Below are 16,815 nucleotides of genomic sequence, written 5' to 3' on the forward strand. Positions count from 1 at the left end.
GTCATCGGCCGAAGCAATTGCACTCAGGATAGCATCGGGACGACCCGGAAGAGCGCATTCTTTTGAGTGTGATGTTGAATTAAGTGGGACGACTCACTGCGCAAAGAAGCAAAAGAGAGAAAAACAATGTTTTCAAAAGTATTGGTGGCAAACCGCGGAGCCATTGCGACACGCATTATCCGCACGCTTAAAAAGATGAATATTCGTTCGGTTGCGTTGGCCTCGGAAGTGGATCATGGATCACTGCATGTGCAATTGGCCGACGAAGTGATTTTATTGAAAGGCGCAACTGCGACCGAGACCTATTTGAATGTCCCTTTGATTTTGGAAGAAGCCAAGCTCCTGAAGGTCGACGCAATCCATCCGGGTTACGGATTCTTAAGTGAGAATGCCGGCTTTGCCGAAATGTGTGAGGCGAGCGGTATTACGTTTATCGGACCGAGTCCCAAGCATATTCGTGAGTTCGGTTTAAAACACACTGCGCGTGAACTGGCCATTGAGAGTAAGGTTCCCTTGTTGCCGGGTTCGGACCTGTTGCAGAACAAGGAAGAGGCTCTGGAAGAGGCCGAACGCATCGGTTATCCGGTGATGCTCAAAAGTACTGCGGGCGGCGGTGGAATCGGCATGCAGAAATGCCATGATGCCCAAGAACTGGATGAGGCTTTTGAGCAAGTCGTGCGCATGAGCCAGAACGCTTTCGGTCAAAATGGCGTGTTTCTTGAGAAATTCGTCACCAATGCCCGCCATATTGAAATCCAGATTTTCGGTGACGGTCGCGGCAATGTGGTGTCGTTCGGCGAGCGTGACTGTTCGTTACAGCGTCGTAACCAGAAAGTGGTTGAAGAAACCCCTGTGGTCGACATCGACCGAAACTTGGTCGAGTCGATGGAGCGCGATGCGATCCGTTTGGGGGAGTCGGTCTCTTATCAGTCGGCCGGTACGGTCGAGTATGTGTATGACGGCGACACCAATGAATACTATTTCCTGGAAGTGAATACGCGCTTGCAGGTTGAACACGGCATTACCGAAGCGGTTCGCGATGTGGACCTGGTTCAATGGATGCTTGAAATCGCCTATAGCCACCAGTTCCCGGAGGCCGTCAAACCAGCCAAAGGGCATGCCATTGAGGTGCGGGTTTATGCTGAAGATCCGGCCAAGAATTTCCAGCCAAGTAGCGATAAAGTCACCAAGTGGCAGATGCCACAAGGCATTCGAGTCGATACCTGGGTTTCCGGGGGGCAGGAAGTCAGTTCTTATTATGATCCGATGTTGGCTAAAATCATCGTACTTGAACCGACGCGTGAGCAAGCCACCGCAAAACTTCAGGAGGCATTGGAGCAAACTAAAATTTACGGTTTCGAGACCAACGTACGATATCTGTCCGCCTTGTCGAAAGATGCTCAATTTCTCAGCGGTAAAGATTTGTACACCAAATACCTCTCCGGTTTCGCCCCTGCCCCTTCTACCATTGAGGTGCTGAATCCGGGAACGCATTCGATGATTGTCAGCTATCCGGGGCGCGTTGGATTCTGGGATATCGGGGTGCCGCCATCGGGGCCGATGGATGCTTTGGCGCATCGTTTGGCGAACCGGGCACTGGGCAATGAAGAGGAAGCCTCTACCATCGAGATGACCGTTTCCGGTGTGAGTCTGAAGTTCAACCAAGATACGGTGATCTGTTTGAGCGGTGCCGATGTTAAGCCGACGTTGGACAAAGAGCCGATTGCTATGTGGGAACCAGTCGCGGTCAAAGCGGGTCAGGTCTTAAAGTCAAAAGTGATTAAAGAGGCCGGACAGCGCGCTTACCTAGCGGTGCAGGGCGGATTCGATGTGCCGGATTATATGGGCAGTCAAACCACCTTCTCCTTGGGTGGTTTCGGTGGTCACGGCGGGCGCTTATTGCGTGCCGGTGATGTCTTGCCGATTCATGAATTGGAGATGAATGCTGAATTTGCGGCCATCCCTCTTGAGTTGGTGCCTCAGTACGGAAATGAATACGAGATCGCAGTCACTTACGGGCCTCAGGGTGCGCCGGATTTTTTCACCGACGAAGACATCGAAACCTTCTTTTCAACTGAGTGGGAAGTGCACTATAACTCAAGCCGCACCGGTATCCGTTTGATCGGCCCTAAGCCGAATTGGGCACGTAAGGACGGTGGCGAGGCCGGATTGCATCCGTCCAACATCCACGACAATCCTTATGCGATTGGAGCCATCGATTTCACCGGGGACATGCCGGTTATTTTGGCGCAGGATGGTCCGAGCCTAGGGGGCTTTGTCTGTCCGGCGACTATCATTCAAGCGCAGCAGTGGAAAATGGGACAGTTGCGTCCGGGCGATAAGGTTAAGTTCAAGGCGGTCTCAATCGAAACGGCTGAGCAACAGCTTAAAGCGGTGGAAGGCCTCATCAACGAATTTGAGTTATTGCCTGACTTGGCCTTCCTGAAAGAGCCTACTGAAAAATCCTGCATCTTGCTGGAGTTGGACGATACCCAGCATGAAGTCGGTATCCGTTACCGCCGTTCCGGCGACAGCAACCTGCTGATTGAATTCGGAAAGATGGAGCTGGATATCGCATTGCGTTTTAGAGCTCAGGTACTGTATGAAAAACTCAAAGGGCTTGAATGGCCATACATCATCGATTTGACGCCGGGGATTCGAAGCTTGCAGGTGCATTACGATGCCAAGCAGGTCGGCCAGTTGGATCTTGTAAAACAGATTCATGAAGTCGAATCCGGACTTTCAAGCGGCAGCGATATGGTGGTGAAGAGCCGTATCGTGCATTTACCCTTGTCTTGGGACGACCCAAGCACCCAGTTGGCGATCGACAAATATACCCAATCCGTTCGTCCTGACGCGCCTTGGTGTCCGAGCAATATCGAGTTCATTCGCCGTATTAACGGGTTGGACTCAATCGAAGAAGTGAAAAAGATCGTTTTTGACGCCAACTATCTGGTCATGGGTCTGGGTGATGTTTATCTGGGCGCGCCGGTGGCGACGCCTTTGGATCCTCGTCACCGTCTGGTGACCACCAAATACAACCCGGCACGAACTTGGACGCCGGAAAACGCCGTGGGTATCGGTGGGGCCTATATGTGTATTTACGGCATGGAAGGGCCGGGCGGTTATCAGTTTGTCGGCCGTACCATCCAAGTTTGGAACGCTTACCATCAGACGCCGTTTTTCAATACCGAAAAGCCTTGGTTGTTGCAGTTCTTCGATCAAATCAAGTTCTACCCAGTTTCCCATGATGAATTGACGCAGGCTCGTCAGGACTTTCCGTTGGGGCGTTTTGATATCAAAATCGAAGAGACCGAACTGTCATTGACGGACTACCAGGCGTTTTTGGCAAAAGAGTCTTCGTCGATCGAATCTTTCCAGGCCAAGCAGCAGCAGGCCTTTCAGGAAGAGCGTCAGCGTTGGGAAGAGAACGGTCAGGCGAATTATGAATCCGGTAGCGGTCAGGAGGAAGTCGCCAGCGAACCGCAAGCGGAAATCCCAGACGGATTCGAAGCGGCGCTTTCACCGATTACCGGCAGTGTCTGGAAGATTCCAGTCCGTCCGGGCGACCAGGTCAAAGAGGGCGACATCATCGCCAGTTTGGAAACCATGAAAATTGAAATACATATCGAAGCCGAAGTGGATGGCACAGTCACCGAAATTCTGGTGAACGAAGGGGATTTGATTCAGAACGGCCAGCGTTTGATGGTACTGGAGTTGCAAAATGAGTCTTAATGCCAAAGCGCAAAAGCGTTATTTCTTGAATATAGAACAGATTCACGGCTATTACGCTCGCGGAGATGTGAGCCCGGAAGTGTTGTTTGAGTTTTTGCACCAGCAAGCCGAGTCCATGGCCGAATACAATATTTGGATAGAGCTGTTGCCGTTGCAAAAAATTCGAGGTTATCTGGAAAATCTGGGAGAGTTTGACCTGGACAGCAAGCCTTTGTGGGGCATTCCTTTTGCGGTCAAAGACAATATCGATTTGGCTGGGGTGCCGACTTCGGCGGCCTGCCCATCTTATGCTTATACCCCACAAGAAGATGCGGAAGTGGTTCGCCTATTGATTGAGGCCGGGGCGGTGCCTTTAGGGAAAACCAACCTGGATCAATTCGCGACCGGTTTGGTGGGAACACGTTCGCCTTATGGGGTCTGTCACAACAGTTTTGATTTCGAAACCATTTCCGGCGGTTCCAGTTCCGGCTCCGCAGTGTCGGTGGCGATGGGTTTGTGCAGTTTTTCGCTGGGGACGGATACAGCCGGCTCCGGACGGGTTCCAGCCGCTTTCAATAATTTGATAGGACTCAAACCCAGTAAAGGAATTTTGAGTACACGGGGCGTGGTGCCGGCCGTCAGGTCACAGGATGTGGTGTCGATTTTTGCGTTGGACAGCGTGGATGCCGAAAAGGTGTTTGATGTGGTGGCCAAACAGGATCCTGACGATGCCTTTAGTCGCAAACAGTCTGAGTTGAACGTCCCGGCCTGGGGTGAAAAACCAGTCATCGGTATTCCGGACGAAGCCGGGCGGATGTTTTACGGTGATGCTCAGGCACAGGCCAATTTTGAAAAGAGTGTGGCGCAACTGCAAGAGATGGGCTATGAGGTCAAAGAGCTGGATTTTTCTGCGTGGCTGGAAACGGCGAAATTGCTTTATGGCGGAGCCTGGGTGGCGGAACGTTATGCGGCCATCGCCGAGTTCATAGAATCGACTCCCAAAGATATGGATCCGACGGTGGAGGGCATTATCCGTTCAGCCACCGATTTGAGTGCGGTCGATGCCTATCGGGGCGCTTATCAGCTGCAAGACGCTATTCGACAAACCGAATCGATTTGGCAGGAGGTTGATTGTTTTGTCACGCCGACGACACCGAGCATCTTCAAAATCGCTGAGGTGGAGAAAGAGCCGGTTGCACTGAACAGCGCCTTGGGAACCTATACCAATTTCATGAACTTGTTGGATTACTCTGCGGTGGCCATGCCTAGCGGATTCCGTGAGGATGGCCGGCCATGCGGCATTACCTTGTTTGCTCCGGCGGGCAGTGATTGCAAGTTGTTGAACCTGACCAAACAGTGGCACCCGAAATTTGTCGAGTTTGCGGCGGTCAATCGCAGCCCAATCCAGAAAGGGCAAATAACGGCCGATCACCATGCCATTCCATTGGCTGTGGTGGGCGCACACCTCACCGGGTTTCCGCTAAACTCACAGCTGTTGGAGCGCGGTGCAAAATTGCTCAAATTGACGCAGACCGCGTCCAAATATAAGTTTTATGAATTGAGCAGCCGTCCTCTGCTGAAGCCGGGTTTGCTTAAGGTGGACGATTCTTCTGGAGCCTCCATTGAAGTGGAAGTATGGTCGATGCCCAAAGAGCATCTGGGGAGTTTTCTGGCGTTGATTCCCTCGCCACTTGGTTTGGGCAAGGTCGAACTGATTGACGGAAGCGAGGTGGTCGGATTCATTTGCGAGCCTAACGGACTGCACGGTGCGGTGGACATTACCGAGCACGGCGGTTGGCGTAACTGGATGAAAGCCCGCGCCGAAACCTGACAGGCCTGTTCATTTCTGGCAGGCCTGCTCAATTTCAAAATGATTTTCAGAGAGTGGCGCTTGAAGGTTTACTCAAGCTCTATCCGCAATCCGGGACGACCCGGATTGTGTCTTTCCAACGCAGGACGGCCTGCATAAGAAAGCTTGGTTTTTCGGCTAATTTTGTGCACAGAGGTTTGCTTTATGACTGCCCGCAATACGTTTTCGATATGGCGCTATGAGGACTCGATGCTCCCCAACTTATTGGCTTTGAGTTATATTGTGCTGGCTTACGGTTTAGGTCTTTACGGTATCTTGTCGCCATTGCTTTGGTTGAATTTATTGGCGGTACCTTTGTTGGCGCACAGCATGGTGATGGCCGCGTATTTCATTCACGAGTGCGCCCATGAGAGCGTGTTTAAGGATCGCCGCCATAATCGTTGGCTCAGCGAGTTGCTGTTGTGGGTGTGCGGCTCCAGTTACAGCGATTTCGATGACATCAAACGCAAGCACAACCGTCATCACAGTGATCGTGCCGATATTGTCTCGTTCGATTTCCGCCCTCGTTTAATGGCTTATCCGAAAACGCTGAAATTCATTCAGGCGTTGGAGTGGGCTTACATACCCGCTCTGGAAGTGTTGATGCACGCTTTGGTGATTGTGTTGCCGTTTGTAAAGACAAGCCGCAAGTCGCGTCGTGCTCGCGTGGTGTTGTTTGTTCTGTTGCGCGCCCTGTTTTTCATCGGTTTGGCTTCTGTCTCCTGGAAAGTGTTGCTGTTCTATCCCATTGCTTACCTGCTGTTCCTGACGGTGATGCGTTTTATGGACGTGCATCAGCATACCTATGAATTGTTTGAAACGCTGGATCAAAAGCGCGGACCGGAGGCTCGACTTAGGGATCGCGAATTCGAACATCACAATACCTATTCGAATCTGCTGTCGGAACGTCATCCTTGGCTGAACCTGTTGGTGCTGAATTTCTGCTATCACAATGTCCATCACGACCAGCAGGCACAGCCGTGGTATCGGTTACGTCGCCTGCATGAGCAGATTTATGGCGATGATGAACGCCAGGTATTGACCTTCAGACATTTGATTAAAAGTTATCACCGTTACCGGGTGCCGAGAATCTTGAATTCCGATCCGATCAATATGGACGTTAAACAGCATGAAGGTGAGACCTTTATCGGCGTGGACGGCGTCTCTTTTCTGACAGCTCATTAAGTAAGCGGCTCTAAATACGTTAAAGGAATCAAATTATGACTCAGGTAAAAAAATTCTGGCCGATTCTAACCGGCACACATCATTACGAAAAAACCCTTTCAACGCGTAATCAGGGTAAGGGCACTTTTATTGACGCACCGATTTTGGCCTACCTGATTGAGACCAATAACGGCCGCATATTGTTTGATGTGGGCTGTGATTACCACAAGATCAAACAGGCCGAACAGCGTAAATTCTATTACGAGAATGAGGCTTTTCCATTTGGGCCGCCGGAGATGACTGAGGAGCAGAGGCTGCCGAACAAACTCGAAATTCTGGGGTTGTCGCCGTTGGATGTGGATTTGGTGTTTTGCAGTCACCTGCATTTTGATCATGCAGGAGGTTTGTGTGAATTCTGTCATGCCGAAGTACATGTGCATCAGAGTGAGTTGCAAGCCGCGAAACAGCCCGCAGACGACGCCTATTTTGCCGAAGACTTTTCCATGCCGTTGAACTGGAAAATCCAGACCGGTGAATACGATTTGATTGACGGCGTGCGTGCGATCGAAACGCCGGGCCATACGGCAGGACACATGTCGATGTTAGTCGAATTGCCCAAGGGAGCGCCGATTTTACTGGCCGGGGATGCGGCCGATTTGACTGAAAATCTGGAGCAGGAAATCGCCCCGGGTTTGTGTTGGCAGGATCGTGATGATTTGGCGATTGAAAGCATTCAGAAACTCAAACGGCTTAGTCGGGAAACCGGTGCGGCCCTTTGGCCGAATCACGATATGGAATTCTTCAAAAAACATAACGTTTTCCCCAGTTTTTTCGAGTAATGGAATATGAAACTCAAAATTTTTAAAGCCTTGTGGGGCTGCGATTTACCCATTGAACAGGCGGTTGCGCAAGCGGTGCATGCTGGTTTTCAGGGAATCGAGGGGCGTGCTCCACAGGATTCACGAGAGCAGAAAAAATGGTCGGCACTATTTGAGCAGGCCTGTCTGGATTACGTGGCGGAAATTGTAACCGGCGGGGATTATGTGCCCCATGCCAGCGCTACTCCGGAACAGCATTTGGCCGATTTGAAGTTAGGGCTGGAAAACAGCATGCCGTTGAATCCCAAGTTCGCAACCTGTATTACGGGTTACGATGCCTGGCCGGAAAGCGAAAGCATCGACTTTTTCAAAGCGGCGATTGAATTAGCCCAAACCTATGGCCTGCCCATTAACTTCGAGACTCATCGCAGCCGCTCGCTATTCAATCCTTGGGTCACGCGGCGAATCGCTGAAGCGATTCCTGAGATGCGTTTGACCCTGGACATCAGCCATTGGTGTGTGGTGTGTGAACGCCTGATGGATTCCGAAATCTCTGTACTTGAGAGCTTTCTGCCTCAAGTCAGGCATATTCACGCGCGAGTGGGATATGATCAAGGGCCTCAGGTTCCGCACCCTGCCGCACCCGAGTATGCTGCGGCTCTGCTTTCCCATCAAACGATATGGGCGCGGGTTTGGCAATTGCAAAAACAGTCTGGTCAAACCTGCACCAGTATGACGCCGGAATTTGGCCCGGATGGTTATTTGCACCGTCTGCCTTTTACGCAAGCACCCATTGCCGATCTTTGGGAAATCAACCAGTGGATGGCTGAAACCGAACGAGCGCACTTCCAACGTTTTTCAAACTAGAACCCTCGCCATTCTGGCGCACTTTTAAGGATAGATTTTATGCAAACCGTAGCGGTTTCGGTGCTTTTCGCGGCCTCCATTTTATGGGGGTTAAGTTGGCTTCCTCTTAAATATCTCAATGAACTGGGGTTTGACGGCCTGCCGTTGACTTTGTTTTTGTACCTGTTGATGTTTGTGATGATGTTGCCGGTGATTTGGTCACAGCGTCAGTACATCCCAACGTCGTGGCGCATGCTGTTGTTGATCGCACTTTTGGGGGGAGGGGCCCAATTGGCCTTTAATACCGCCTTGATTTACGGGGAGGTGATTCGGGTGATGGTGTTGTTTTATCTGGTACCGTTATGGGGGGTGCTGGGAGGACGGATTTTTCTTAAGGAGCCTATTGATCGGATACGGTGGCTGGGAATGGGCTTGTCGATTATCGGTGCGTTTCTAATTGTAGGGGGCATGAATGCCTTCATTGCTCCGCCCTCGTGGATTGATGGTCTGGCGTTGCTTTCCGGATTCTTGTTTGCGATGAATAATATCGCTTTCAGGCTGACGCAGGCGGTACCGGTCAAGATCAAGTTGGCATCGATGTTTATGGGGGCTTTCCTATTGGCTTCTTTCGGTCTTGCATTGCAGGGCCAGTCTGTGAATCTTGAGTTGGGGTGGACGGCATGGACGGCCCTGTTTGCCTATGGGGCCATTTGGATGATGATCGCCAACTTTGGTACCCAATGGGCGGTGACTCATCTTGAGGCCGGACGCTCTTCGATCATTGTCATCATGGAGTTGGTCACGGCGGTGATCTCCGCCAGTTTGATTTTGGGGGAAACCATGAGCAGTTTGGAAAAGGTGGGCGGCGTTATGATTTTATTGGCGGCGTTTATTGAGGCCAGAAAGGCCCGTTAATTTGCACCATAATGAACTTTTGAACCAAAAAAGACGAAATATACCCATATAAAAATATCACCCAAGACGTAATTAATTATTAACTAATTGTAATTAAAGGCATTTATTTATTTATGGTACGCATCGTGATTATTAATTATTACTAATTTAATAAATCGTAATAATTATTTGGAGGTACGGTTATGTTAGGTAGCAAAAAAGTATTGGGTGCATTGGCGGGTTTGTTTCTTTCGGCTCAAGCGATGTCTGTAAATGCAGAACCTTTGAAGATTGGATACAGCGACTGGCCTGGCTGGGTGGCTTGGGAAGTGGCCATTGAAAAGAAATGGTTTGCGGAAGAAGGGGTGGACGTCAAATTCGAGTGGTTTGACTATGTGGCTTCTATGGATGCGTTTGCCGCCGGCCAGTTGGATGCAGTGGGCATGACCAATGGGGATGCATTGGTAACCGGTGCGACCGGTGCCAAGAGTGTCATGGCGATTATCAATGATTACAGTGACGGTAATGACATGTTGATTGGTGGTCCTGGCATCGCTTCGGTTAAAGACCTGAAAGGCAAGAAGGTTGGCGTTGAAGTTGGATTTGTCGGACACCTTCTGTTGTTGAATGCCTTGGAAAAGAATGGTTTGACTGAGTCGGATGTGGAGTTGGTGAATGTACCTACCAGCGAAACTCCGCAAGTTTTGGCTTCAGGTCAGGTGGATGCGATTGTCGCATGGCAGCCGAGTTCTGGTTCAGCGTTGCAGTTGGTTCCCGGATCTACTGCAATCTACACCAGTGCGGATGAGCCTGGTTTGATTTACGATGTCTTGGCGGTTGCACCGAGCAGTTATGCTAATAATCGTGACGAATGGGAGAAGGTGGCTAAGGTTTGGTATAAGGCTGTGGATTATATAAAAGATCCTAAAACGACCGACGATGCCGTTTCCATTATGGCTTCTCGTGTTGGTTTGTCTGCCGATGAATATAAGAAATTTATCAACGGAACAAATATCCTGACGTTGGAAGAGGCGAAAAAGCATTTCAAGAAAGCGGACGGCTTCAAGTCACTTTACGGATCAACCAAAATCTCGGATGATTTCAACATCAATAACAAGGTTTACGATGAACCGCAAGATGTTGATTCTTATATCGATCCTTCATTAACAGAAGGTCTGTAATTACTCTCTTGTAAACTATGATTGCTTAGTTGCAGTCAATTTTAATCCAGTCGTCATGGTTCTCATGACGGCTTACTCCTATAAACCCCACAGAACAGTGCATGCCCGAACCTCTCAATTTAAGGTTGGATTGGCTGTGTCCTGATTTTATTGCTCAGTAGGATGAGCGGGGAGAACGCTATGAATCAATGGCATCACATGACTTGGGAGGAGATCGGGCATCTGTCCGGCTCCTCCATGGACGCTGCGTTGTTGCCAGTCGGCGCAACAGAACAGCATGGTCCGCACTTGGGGTGCGGCATGGACTCCGAGATTGCACAACAGCTGGGCTTTCAAGTCGCCCAAAACACTCAAGTCGCTTTATTGCCGACCTTGCCTTACGGCTGCTCACTCGGACATTCTCAACGATGGCCGGGCACCATCGCCTTACAGCCCAAGACATTGATCGATGTGGTCAAGGAAATCGGCGACTGGGTTTATGCGTCCGGTTTCAAACGTTTATTTATCCTCAATAGCCATGTCTCAAATTTTGCGCCATTACGCTGTGCTTTAGAGATGTTGAGGGCCGAACATGACGGCTTTATGGTGGCGATTGTCAATTCGGCGACGATCAGCGAGCGGGTTAAAAAAAGGCATTTTGAGGATGCCGATGACTGGCATGCCAATGAAGCCGAAACATCTTTGATGATGGCGGTTGCGCCTCAGCTGGTCAGGGAGGAGCGTTTGAATGACAGTGACGACCCGGATCGTACACGAGAATGTGTGTTTTCACATCCGGTGAACCGCACCAGTCTCAATGGCGTGACAGGCCTGCCCAGTTTGGCAAGCGCGGAAAAGGGTGAAGAGTTGTTTGCCTGGATGGTTGAGGATTTGAGTGAGTTGGTGAAAAAAGGCCTGCGTGAAGAGGCCCCTTTGTCACATGGTTATTTCGACAAAGTTAATAATGAAAATTAAGAGTGGAAGAGTGATATGAACAGTCAATTTGATGTAGAAGATTTAAAGAGAAAATTGCAAGCCTCAGGAGTAAAGTACTGTATTGGGGCCTATGTGGATATTCATGGGGTGCCTAAAGGTAAGTTTGTACCTATTGAGCATCTGGATCATATGGTGAAGGGATCCGAACTATACACTGGTTATGCCTTGGACGGTTTGGGGCAGAAACCCAATGAGGATGAAATTGCATCGATACCGGACTTGAACAGTCTGATTCAGTTGCCTTGGCAGCCGGAAGTTGCCTGGATGGCGGCGGACAATACCTTGCATGGTGAGCCCTATGAGATTAACACGCGCGTTGCTCTGAAAAAGGTATTGGCACAGGCCGAAGAGATGGGCTTTGGTTTTAACCTGGGGATTGAATGTGAGTTATTCGTTCTCAAAGAGGAGGAAGATGGTTCTCTGTCGGTGCCGGATAAAGACGATAAGTTGATCAAGCCATGCTATGACGTGCGCAGTTTCATGAACCGTTTCACCTGGCTGGACAAAATGGCCACCACGATCAACGATTTGGGCTGGGATCTGTATTCGTTGGATCATGAAGATGCCAACGGGCAGTATGAATTCGACTTCCAGTACAGCGATGCCTTGACCATGTGCGATCGCTTTATCTTCTTCCGCTACATGGCCAAGCATTATGCTCAGGAAGAAGGGTTGCTGGCGACCTTCATGCCGAAACCTTTTGCCGACAAGACCGGTAATGGCGCACATTTCAACATGTCGCTTTTCGATAAAGAAACCGGTGAGAATGTCTTTAAGTGTGATCCTAAAGACGATCCACGCGGTTTGGGCTTGACCGAGTTGGGTTATCAGTTCATCGGTGGGGTTTTAAAGCACGGTCCGGCATTGTGTGCGGTCTTCTCCCCAACGGTCAACAGTTATAAGCGATTGGTCAGGCAGGGAGCCATGGCGACGTTTTCCTGGGCACCGGTGTTTAATTCGTTCGGTTCCAATAACCGAACCAACTCGGTGAGGGTGCCGATGGGCGGCGGACGTTTTGAGTCCCGAAATGCCGACGGTGCGGTCAACCCCTATCTGGCAGCGGCCTTGGTATTGGGGGCAGGACTTCAGGGGATTCGCGAGAAGTTGGATCCGGGCCAGCCTCAGGAAGAGAACTTGTATGAATACAGTGAAGAACAGCTGTCGGAGAAAGGAATTGAATTTCTGCCTCAGAACCTTGCGGAAGCGGTTGAAGCGTTCGACAGCGATCCGTTTGTCGAAGAGGTGCTGGGTAAAGGTCTTAAAGACGAGTTCGTCAAGTACAAAACCATGGAGTGGGAAGAATATCACCGGACGATTTCTGAGTGGGAGATCAAGAGATACAGCCATATGTTCTAAGAGCACTTTAGCTTTCGACTGCTGAAAAGCGGCCTTTATGGCCGCTTTTTTTTGAGTTTTAGTTTCTTATGTCGGTAGGCATTCCGAGTTTGTTTTTAAATGACTGCTTGGATTTTTATTGTTTATTTGTGTTAGAGGCGAGTTTTTAGGTTAAGCTAAGTAAATGAGAATTTCTCTGTCATTCATCACGTTTTTGTCATAAAACTATAAGCAAGTTTGGGGTGAGCTTGAATGATATCTAGTTTACAATATTAGTTACTTTAAGGTTATGCATAATGAATCCGTCTGCTTCTATGGTCAATTTGGTTTCCTCTCTTCAAGCGTTTGTACACAACCCCTCTCTAGCAAAATGGACGACGTATTTCATGCTGGTGCTATTGGCATGGCAGGTTGGTGTACTTGCTACTTCACGATTGAACGTGGTTGAGAAGCCCGCATTGCCTCAGATTTCTGTTGTTTCCCAAAAGGCGGTAAAGGTTCGTGATGAGGAATTTTTGCTTTTCGGTAAGCCTGAAGTGAATTCGGCGCAGCCTGCAGATTTAGCTGATGACGGTTTGTCGCCTTCCGAGGTGGATGCCAGTCGTCTACGCTTGAAACTGGTCGGGGCGATTGCGACGGAAGGCAAGGGTGTGGCAATTATCGAGTCCTCGGGTGAGACGCTGGTGATAGGCGAAGGTGAAGAGGTCCTCAAAGGCGTTGACTTGCTTAAGGTGTATTCGGATCAGGTTATTATCCTTAATCGCGGAAAACGCGAGAAATTGATGATGGAAGAAGGTGGTTCGGATCTGTTCGAGAAAGCGGGGTCGTCGACAAAAGAACCTCAAGGCTCTGCAGATATAAGTCCGGAACATAAGGCAACCTTGAGACAAATCGGTGAGAATCTGCGTAGCAACCCGGTCAGTATTTCCAAATACATCCGTTTCCAACCGATCAATAAAGATGGTAAATGGGTGGCGGTAAAAGTTTGGCCAAAATCAGAGCCAGAACTTTTCAAGACAATTGGTTTTGAGGCAGGAGATTTGCTTAAATCGGTGAACGGGCGATCCATTGAAGAGATGGCGCAGGAACCGAGCCTTTGGCAAGCCTTTTTGAATGAGAGTCAGTTCGACCTCACGGTAGAGCGTGACGGGCGAATGGTTGATCTTTCGGTGGATTTGAATTGATTCGGTTTTTTGCGTCGAGCGATGACGAAATGAATTAAGAATGATCGTGATATCTTTTGGGCATGCTGAGCACGTGTATCCATTGGCCATGATAAATTCAAACTAAGTAAGTGATCCAGGAAGTTCCAGCCAATATGGCAAGGTATTCATTGTTTCTCTCATGTTCTGGCCACAAGTTGGTTGCCTATTCTGTCCTGAAAGATAATCAATGAATCAGTATTGAGATTCCCCTTCCTAATATGAACACATAAGTGTGAAAGCAAAATTCTCTGCCTTATAGGTTTGGATATTGGAGGCAGCTCCTCATTTATACTTTTCCGTTCTTCAATTGAAAGCTGTAGAAAACTCGAAGCACAATGTTTGAAAGTTGAGAACGCAACGGGGATCATGTTTATTATCAACATAACAGCATGCAAAGACGCAAAAAGTATCTAGCATTTTAGCTCTGATACAGGCTCAATGAATTTGGAAATTGCGAGTATATCATTGAGTATTCAGGGTAGAATCCAGGTTGCATTTTCAGTATCTGTGCGACCATCTAAAAGCTCTAGCAGGTAGCCTCCTTTTGTGAGAAACCGTTGATCTGGACCAATGGTGGCTCGTGGGTGGACAGGTACATAGGCCGCGAGTCCTTGAGCGTGGTCCAATGAATCAAGCATATAGTCTCTCAATAGGTAGCGCCGTACATGGTAGAGTGCGTCATTGGTTGCAAAGCAGGCAAAGAAAGCCTCAGATTGAATTCGGGGGTAGCGAATGTCGATGTCACGTGTTCGAGCCCAGACTTTGAAGCGTTCCATTGCGGAGTCAGGTTGACCGGGTAAATAATAGGGGTGAGCTATTAATGTTTTTTTGGATGTTGAAATAGGTAGATTAACTAGATTGCGCTCTAGCAGCGTTGAGGAAAGGTAGAGTCGCTGGGTGGGAAATACATGCTTAAACCTTGCAAGCTGTTCACGATTTAGCCAAAGTATGACAGCGGTCTTCAACGAATCAAACTCCTGCAATTTTAACTTTGTTAAAGGAAGAGGGTCTTTGCAAGAAAAAAGATGGTTTTCTACACTCATTTTTTTTCGTAGGAATGTTGAGCGCAGATTATTTGCTGCTATTTCGGATGCCTCTGTGCAGTATATTTGGACGACTTGTGATATGGGGTGTGTAGCGAGGTGTTCGGCGATTAGACTTGCTTCAAGGTCGAGACCTTGCGAGAAATAATGAGTATAAAAGTCTGTCGGATCAGCATCGGCTAGGTCAGTAGACGGGAATAGGCAGGGTATATTATGTCGTTCGCAGAAGCGGCCAATCGGTCTCCAGGAACCTGAGTTTAATCCGCTCATCATGGCAAAAACGGGGTTGTTTTTATATCTGTTTTCTAGCTGTTTGCTCCAGCTGGAACTTGGTCCCTTAAGGTTCCAGATATCGAGCATCCATTCTCGATATAAAGTAGGTAACTTGCTTGCAGGCGTTTTTCCTCGATTCCAGCGCAGACTCTCCAGACGTGTCTGTCTATTTTTTTCATCAACATAAGTTTGTAGCACTGAGAGAAATGCATCGCGCTTATGTTCATCAACTTCGTCAGTGATTACCGTAGCTAATCGAATCACCTTGTCATCTACCCCTGGAGGAGGTGTGCTGGATAATTTTTGTAAATAAGATGCAAGAGCGGTTACTTCATCGTCGGAAAATTTATAACGAGGCATCAATGGATCAAGTTTGCGACCTGCAGGATTTATTCCAGTGCGAAGGGCTCTTGCAAAGCTTTGCTCATCATAGGCTGGACGCGGAGGTTGAATGGAGTCAGAGAAAAGGAAGCGGCCTGCAATAGGGAGAACTTGGTAGGAGCCTTCGGAAGTTCCCATACCGCTTCGACCATGGCAGTTATGACAGCTAAATTGGCTGCCGGATACACTGACATCTCCAGTAACAATGGCCGTTATGGGATCGCCGGAAGGGCGAATCCCCTGTCTGTAAATGCGCTGCCCATCTTCTATTCGTTCTAGACCTTCAACGGAGGCTGGAAAAGACATATGAAGTAAGCCGCTCCCAAGAAGGGTGACGGCAATGAGTGCACTGAAGCTGACACTCAATGATGAGCGAATATTGATCCTCAATTTAGTAGTCTCGTGGTGATTTCTTTTGCTAAATCCGTACTGCTGGCGAGTCCGTCTATGCGAATCCATTGGGTGCTTGTGGGGTGTTTAAGGAGTGTTAATGGTCTGTGATTCATTTTTGAACCGCTGAGGGCATCAAAATTGTTGAGTACCCGAGAAATATCTTTGCTGTCACCAGTGAGGAAAGTCCAATTCGAGCCCGCATTAAAAAGTTTTGCGTACTTGTTGAGAACCTTGGGCCTGTCATATTCTGGATCGATTGAAATGGAAATTAACTTGAGATTTGATCCGGATTCGCCCAACTGCTTTTGCATTTGAGCAAAGGTTGCGGTCATGACCGGGCAAATCGTATTGCAAGTTGTGAAAATGAAGTTGAGGGCAATTGGGTCGTCCGCGTCAAGTAGGCTATTCAGTGATACATTTGAATTAAATTCGTCGATCAACGTCACTTCAGGCACTTTATATTGTTGTGTTGTGACTGAGTAGCTTGGGTTTTCCATTGCTGCACGGTGTGCTGCATGTTCGTCCATCCCCATATGATTGCTATGATGGTTCATGTGTTGGTGATGTTGCGAGTGTTCACTCACCTCACTGCTCCAGACCGGAATGGTGCTTGTCAATATGAAGATTATGCAAGCTCCCAGGCCTCCATGCCAGCGTGATCTTAATAGGGCTTTACGCTTTGAATTCTGCTTGGTGTATGGGTTATTCATGGACTTATCCTCAAAGCTTATGATTAATTGTCCC

At 48.9% G+C, this 16,815-nt stretch carries 12 protein-coding genes; 10 read left to right on the forward strand and 2 right to left on the reverse strand.

The window, feature by feature from the left end; all coding sequences use genetic code 11:
• The first annotated feature begins 126 nt into the window (after window positions 1-126).
• The 10 genes from uca (at window position 127) to gspC (ending at window position 13,960) form a co-directional block, all read left to right on the forward strand.
• Window positions 127-3,735 (forward strand): urea carboxylase, encoded by a 3,609-nt coding sequence (uca, locus tag B076_RS0102625; RefSeq protein WP_028485933.1) that lies wholly within the window; start codon window positions 127-129, stop codon window positions 3,733-3,735.
• Window positions 3,725-5,545 (forward strand): allophanate hydrolase, encoded by a 1,821-nt coding sequence (atzF, locus tag B076_RS0102630; protein WP_051347134.1) that lies wholly within the window; start codon window positions 3,725-3,727, stop codon window positions 5,543-5,545. Before uca ends, atzF begins: the two co-directional genes overlap by 11 nt.
• Window positions 5,546-5,728: 183 nt before the next feature.
• Window positions 5,729-6,748, forward strand: coding sequence for a fatty acid desaturase (locus tag B076_RS0102635; RefSeq protein WP_028485935.1), 1,020 nt, complete (start codon window positions 5,729-5,731; stop codon window positions 6,746-6,748).
• 35 nt (window positions 6,749-6,783) lie between these two features.
• The gene (locus tag B076_RS0102640) at window positions 6,784-7,566 is read left to right on the forward strand and encodes an N-acyl homoserine lactonase family protein (RefSeq protein ID WP_028485936.1); all 783 of its coding nucleotides are present in this window, start codon (window positions 6,784-6,786) and stop codon (window positions 7,564-7,566) included.
• Between the two features lie 6 nt (window positions 7,567-7,572).
• Window positions 7,573-8,412, forward strand: a complete 840-nt coding sequence (locus B076_RS0102645) for a sugar phosphate isomerase/epimerase family protein (protein WP_028485937.1) — start codon at window positions 7,573-7,575, stop codon at window positions 8,410-8,412.
• Window positions 8,413-8,451: 39 nt separating this feature from the next.
• A complete protein-coding gene (locus tag B076_RS0102650; RefSeq protein WP_028485938.1) occupies window positions 8,452-9,306 on the forward strand; it encodes a DMT family transporter in 855 nt (284 codons plus the stop codon).
• A 182-nt stretch (window positions 9,307-9,488) separates the two neighbouring features.
• Window positions 9,489-10,466: an ABC transporter substrate-binding protein gene (locus B076_RS0102655; RefSeq protein ID WP_028485939.1), complete on the forward strand. Its 978-nt coding sequence runs from the start codon at window positions 9,489-9,491 to the stop codon at window positions 10,464-10,466.
• Between the two features lie 180 nt (window positions 10,467-10,646).
• Window positions 10,647-11,420, forward strand: a complete 774-nt coding sequence (locus B076_RS0102660; RefSeq protein WP_028485940.1) for a creatininase family protein — start codon at window positions 10,647-10,649, stop codon at window positions 11,418-11,420.
• A gap of 15 nt (window positions 11,421-11,435) precedes the next feature.
• Window positions 11,436-12,797, forward strand: a complete 1,362-nt coding sequence (glnT, locus tag B076_RS0102665; protein WP_028485941.1) for a type III glutamate--ammonia ligase — start codon at window positions 11,436-11,438, stop codon at window positions 12,795-12,797.
• Window positions 12,798-13,072: 275 nt separating this feature from the next.
• On the forward strand, window positions 13,073-13,960 hold the full coding sequence (gspC, locus tag B076_RS0102670; protein ID WP_084205688.1) for a type II secretion system protein GspC: 888 nt from the start codon (window positions 13,073-13,075) through the stop codon (window positions 13,958-13,960).
• 494 nt (window positions 13,961-14,454) lie between these two features.
• Here gspC and B076_RS0102675 read toward each other — a convergent pair whose 3' ends face one another.
• Both B076_RS0102675 and B076_RS11920 read right to left on the reverse strand, forming a co-directional pair.
• Window positions 14,455-15,984, reverse strand: coding sequence for a c-type cytochrome (locus B076_RS0102675; protein WP_157753493.1), 1,530 nt, complete (start codon window positions 15,982-15,984; stop codon window positions 14,455-14,457).
• Between the two features lie 80 nt (window positions 15,985-16,064).
• Entirely contained in the window at window positions 16,065-16,781 is a 717-nt protein-coding gene (locus B076_RS11920) for an SCO family protein (RefSeq protein WP_051347135.1), read from the reverse strand.
• Window positions 16,782-16,815: the final 34 nt, after the last annotated feature.

Origin of the sequence: Thiomicrorhabdus chilensis DSM 12352, from assembly GCF_000483485.1 — a bacterium.
Lineage (GTDB): Bacteria > Pseudomonadota > Gammaproteobacteria > Thiomicrospirales > Thiomicrospiraceae > Thiomicrorhabdus > Thiomicrorhabdus chilensis.

Excerpts from the sequence above, each read along its gene's own strand:
- uca (WP_028485933.1), top strand. The coding sequence starts at position 127 with ATGTTTTCAAAAGTATTGGTGGCAAACCGCGGAGCCATTGCGACACGC.
- atzF (WP_051347134.1), top strand. The coding sequence starts at position 3,725 with ATGAGTCTTAATGCCAAAGCGCAAAAGCGTTATTTCTTGAATATAGAA.
- B076_RS0102635 (WP_028485935.1), top strand. The coding sequence starts at position 5,729 with ATGACTGCCCGCAATACGTTTTCGATATGGCGCTATGAGGACTCGATG.
- B076_RS0102640 (WP_028485936.1), top strand. The coding sequence starts at position 6,784 with ATGACTCAGGTAAAAAAATTCTGGCCGATTCTAACCGGCACACATCAT.
- B076_RS0102645 (WP_028485937.1), top strand. The coding sequence starts at position 7,573 with ATGAAACTCAAAATTTTTAAAGCCTTGTGGGGCTGCGATTTACCCATT.
- B076_RS0102650 (WP_028485938.1), top strand. The coding sequence starts at position 8,452 with ATGCAAACCGTAGCGGTTTCGGTGCTTTTCGCGGCCTCCATTTTATGG.
- B076_RS0102655 (WP_028485939.1), top strand. The coding sequence starts at position 9,489 with ATGTTAGGTAGCAAAAAAGTATTGGGTGCATTGGCGGGTTTGTTTCTT.
- B076_RS0102660 (WP_028485940.1), top strand. The coding sequence starts at position 10,647 with ATGAATCAATGGCATCACATGACTTGGGAGGAGATCGGGCATCTGTCC.
- glnT (WP_028485941.1), top strand. The coding sequence starts at position 11,436 with ATGAACAGTCAATTTGATGTAGAAGATTTAAAGAGAAAATTGCAAGCC.
- gspC (WP_084205688.1), top strand. The coding sequence starts at position 13,073 with ATGAATCCGTCTGCTTCTATGGTCAATTTGGTTTCCTCTCTTCAAGCG.
- B076_RS0102675 (WP_157753493.1), bottom strand. The coding sequence starts at position 15,984 with ATGTCTTTTCCAGCCTCCGTTGAAGGTCTAGAACGAATAGAAGATGGG.
- B076_RS11920 (WP_051347135.1), bottom strand. The coding sequence starts at position 16,781 with ATGAATAACCCATACACCAAGCAGAATTCAAAGCGTAAAGCCCTATTA.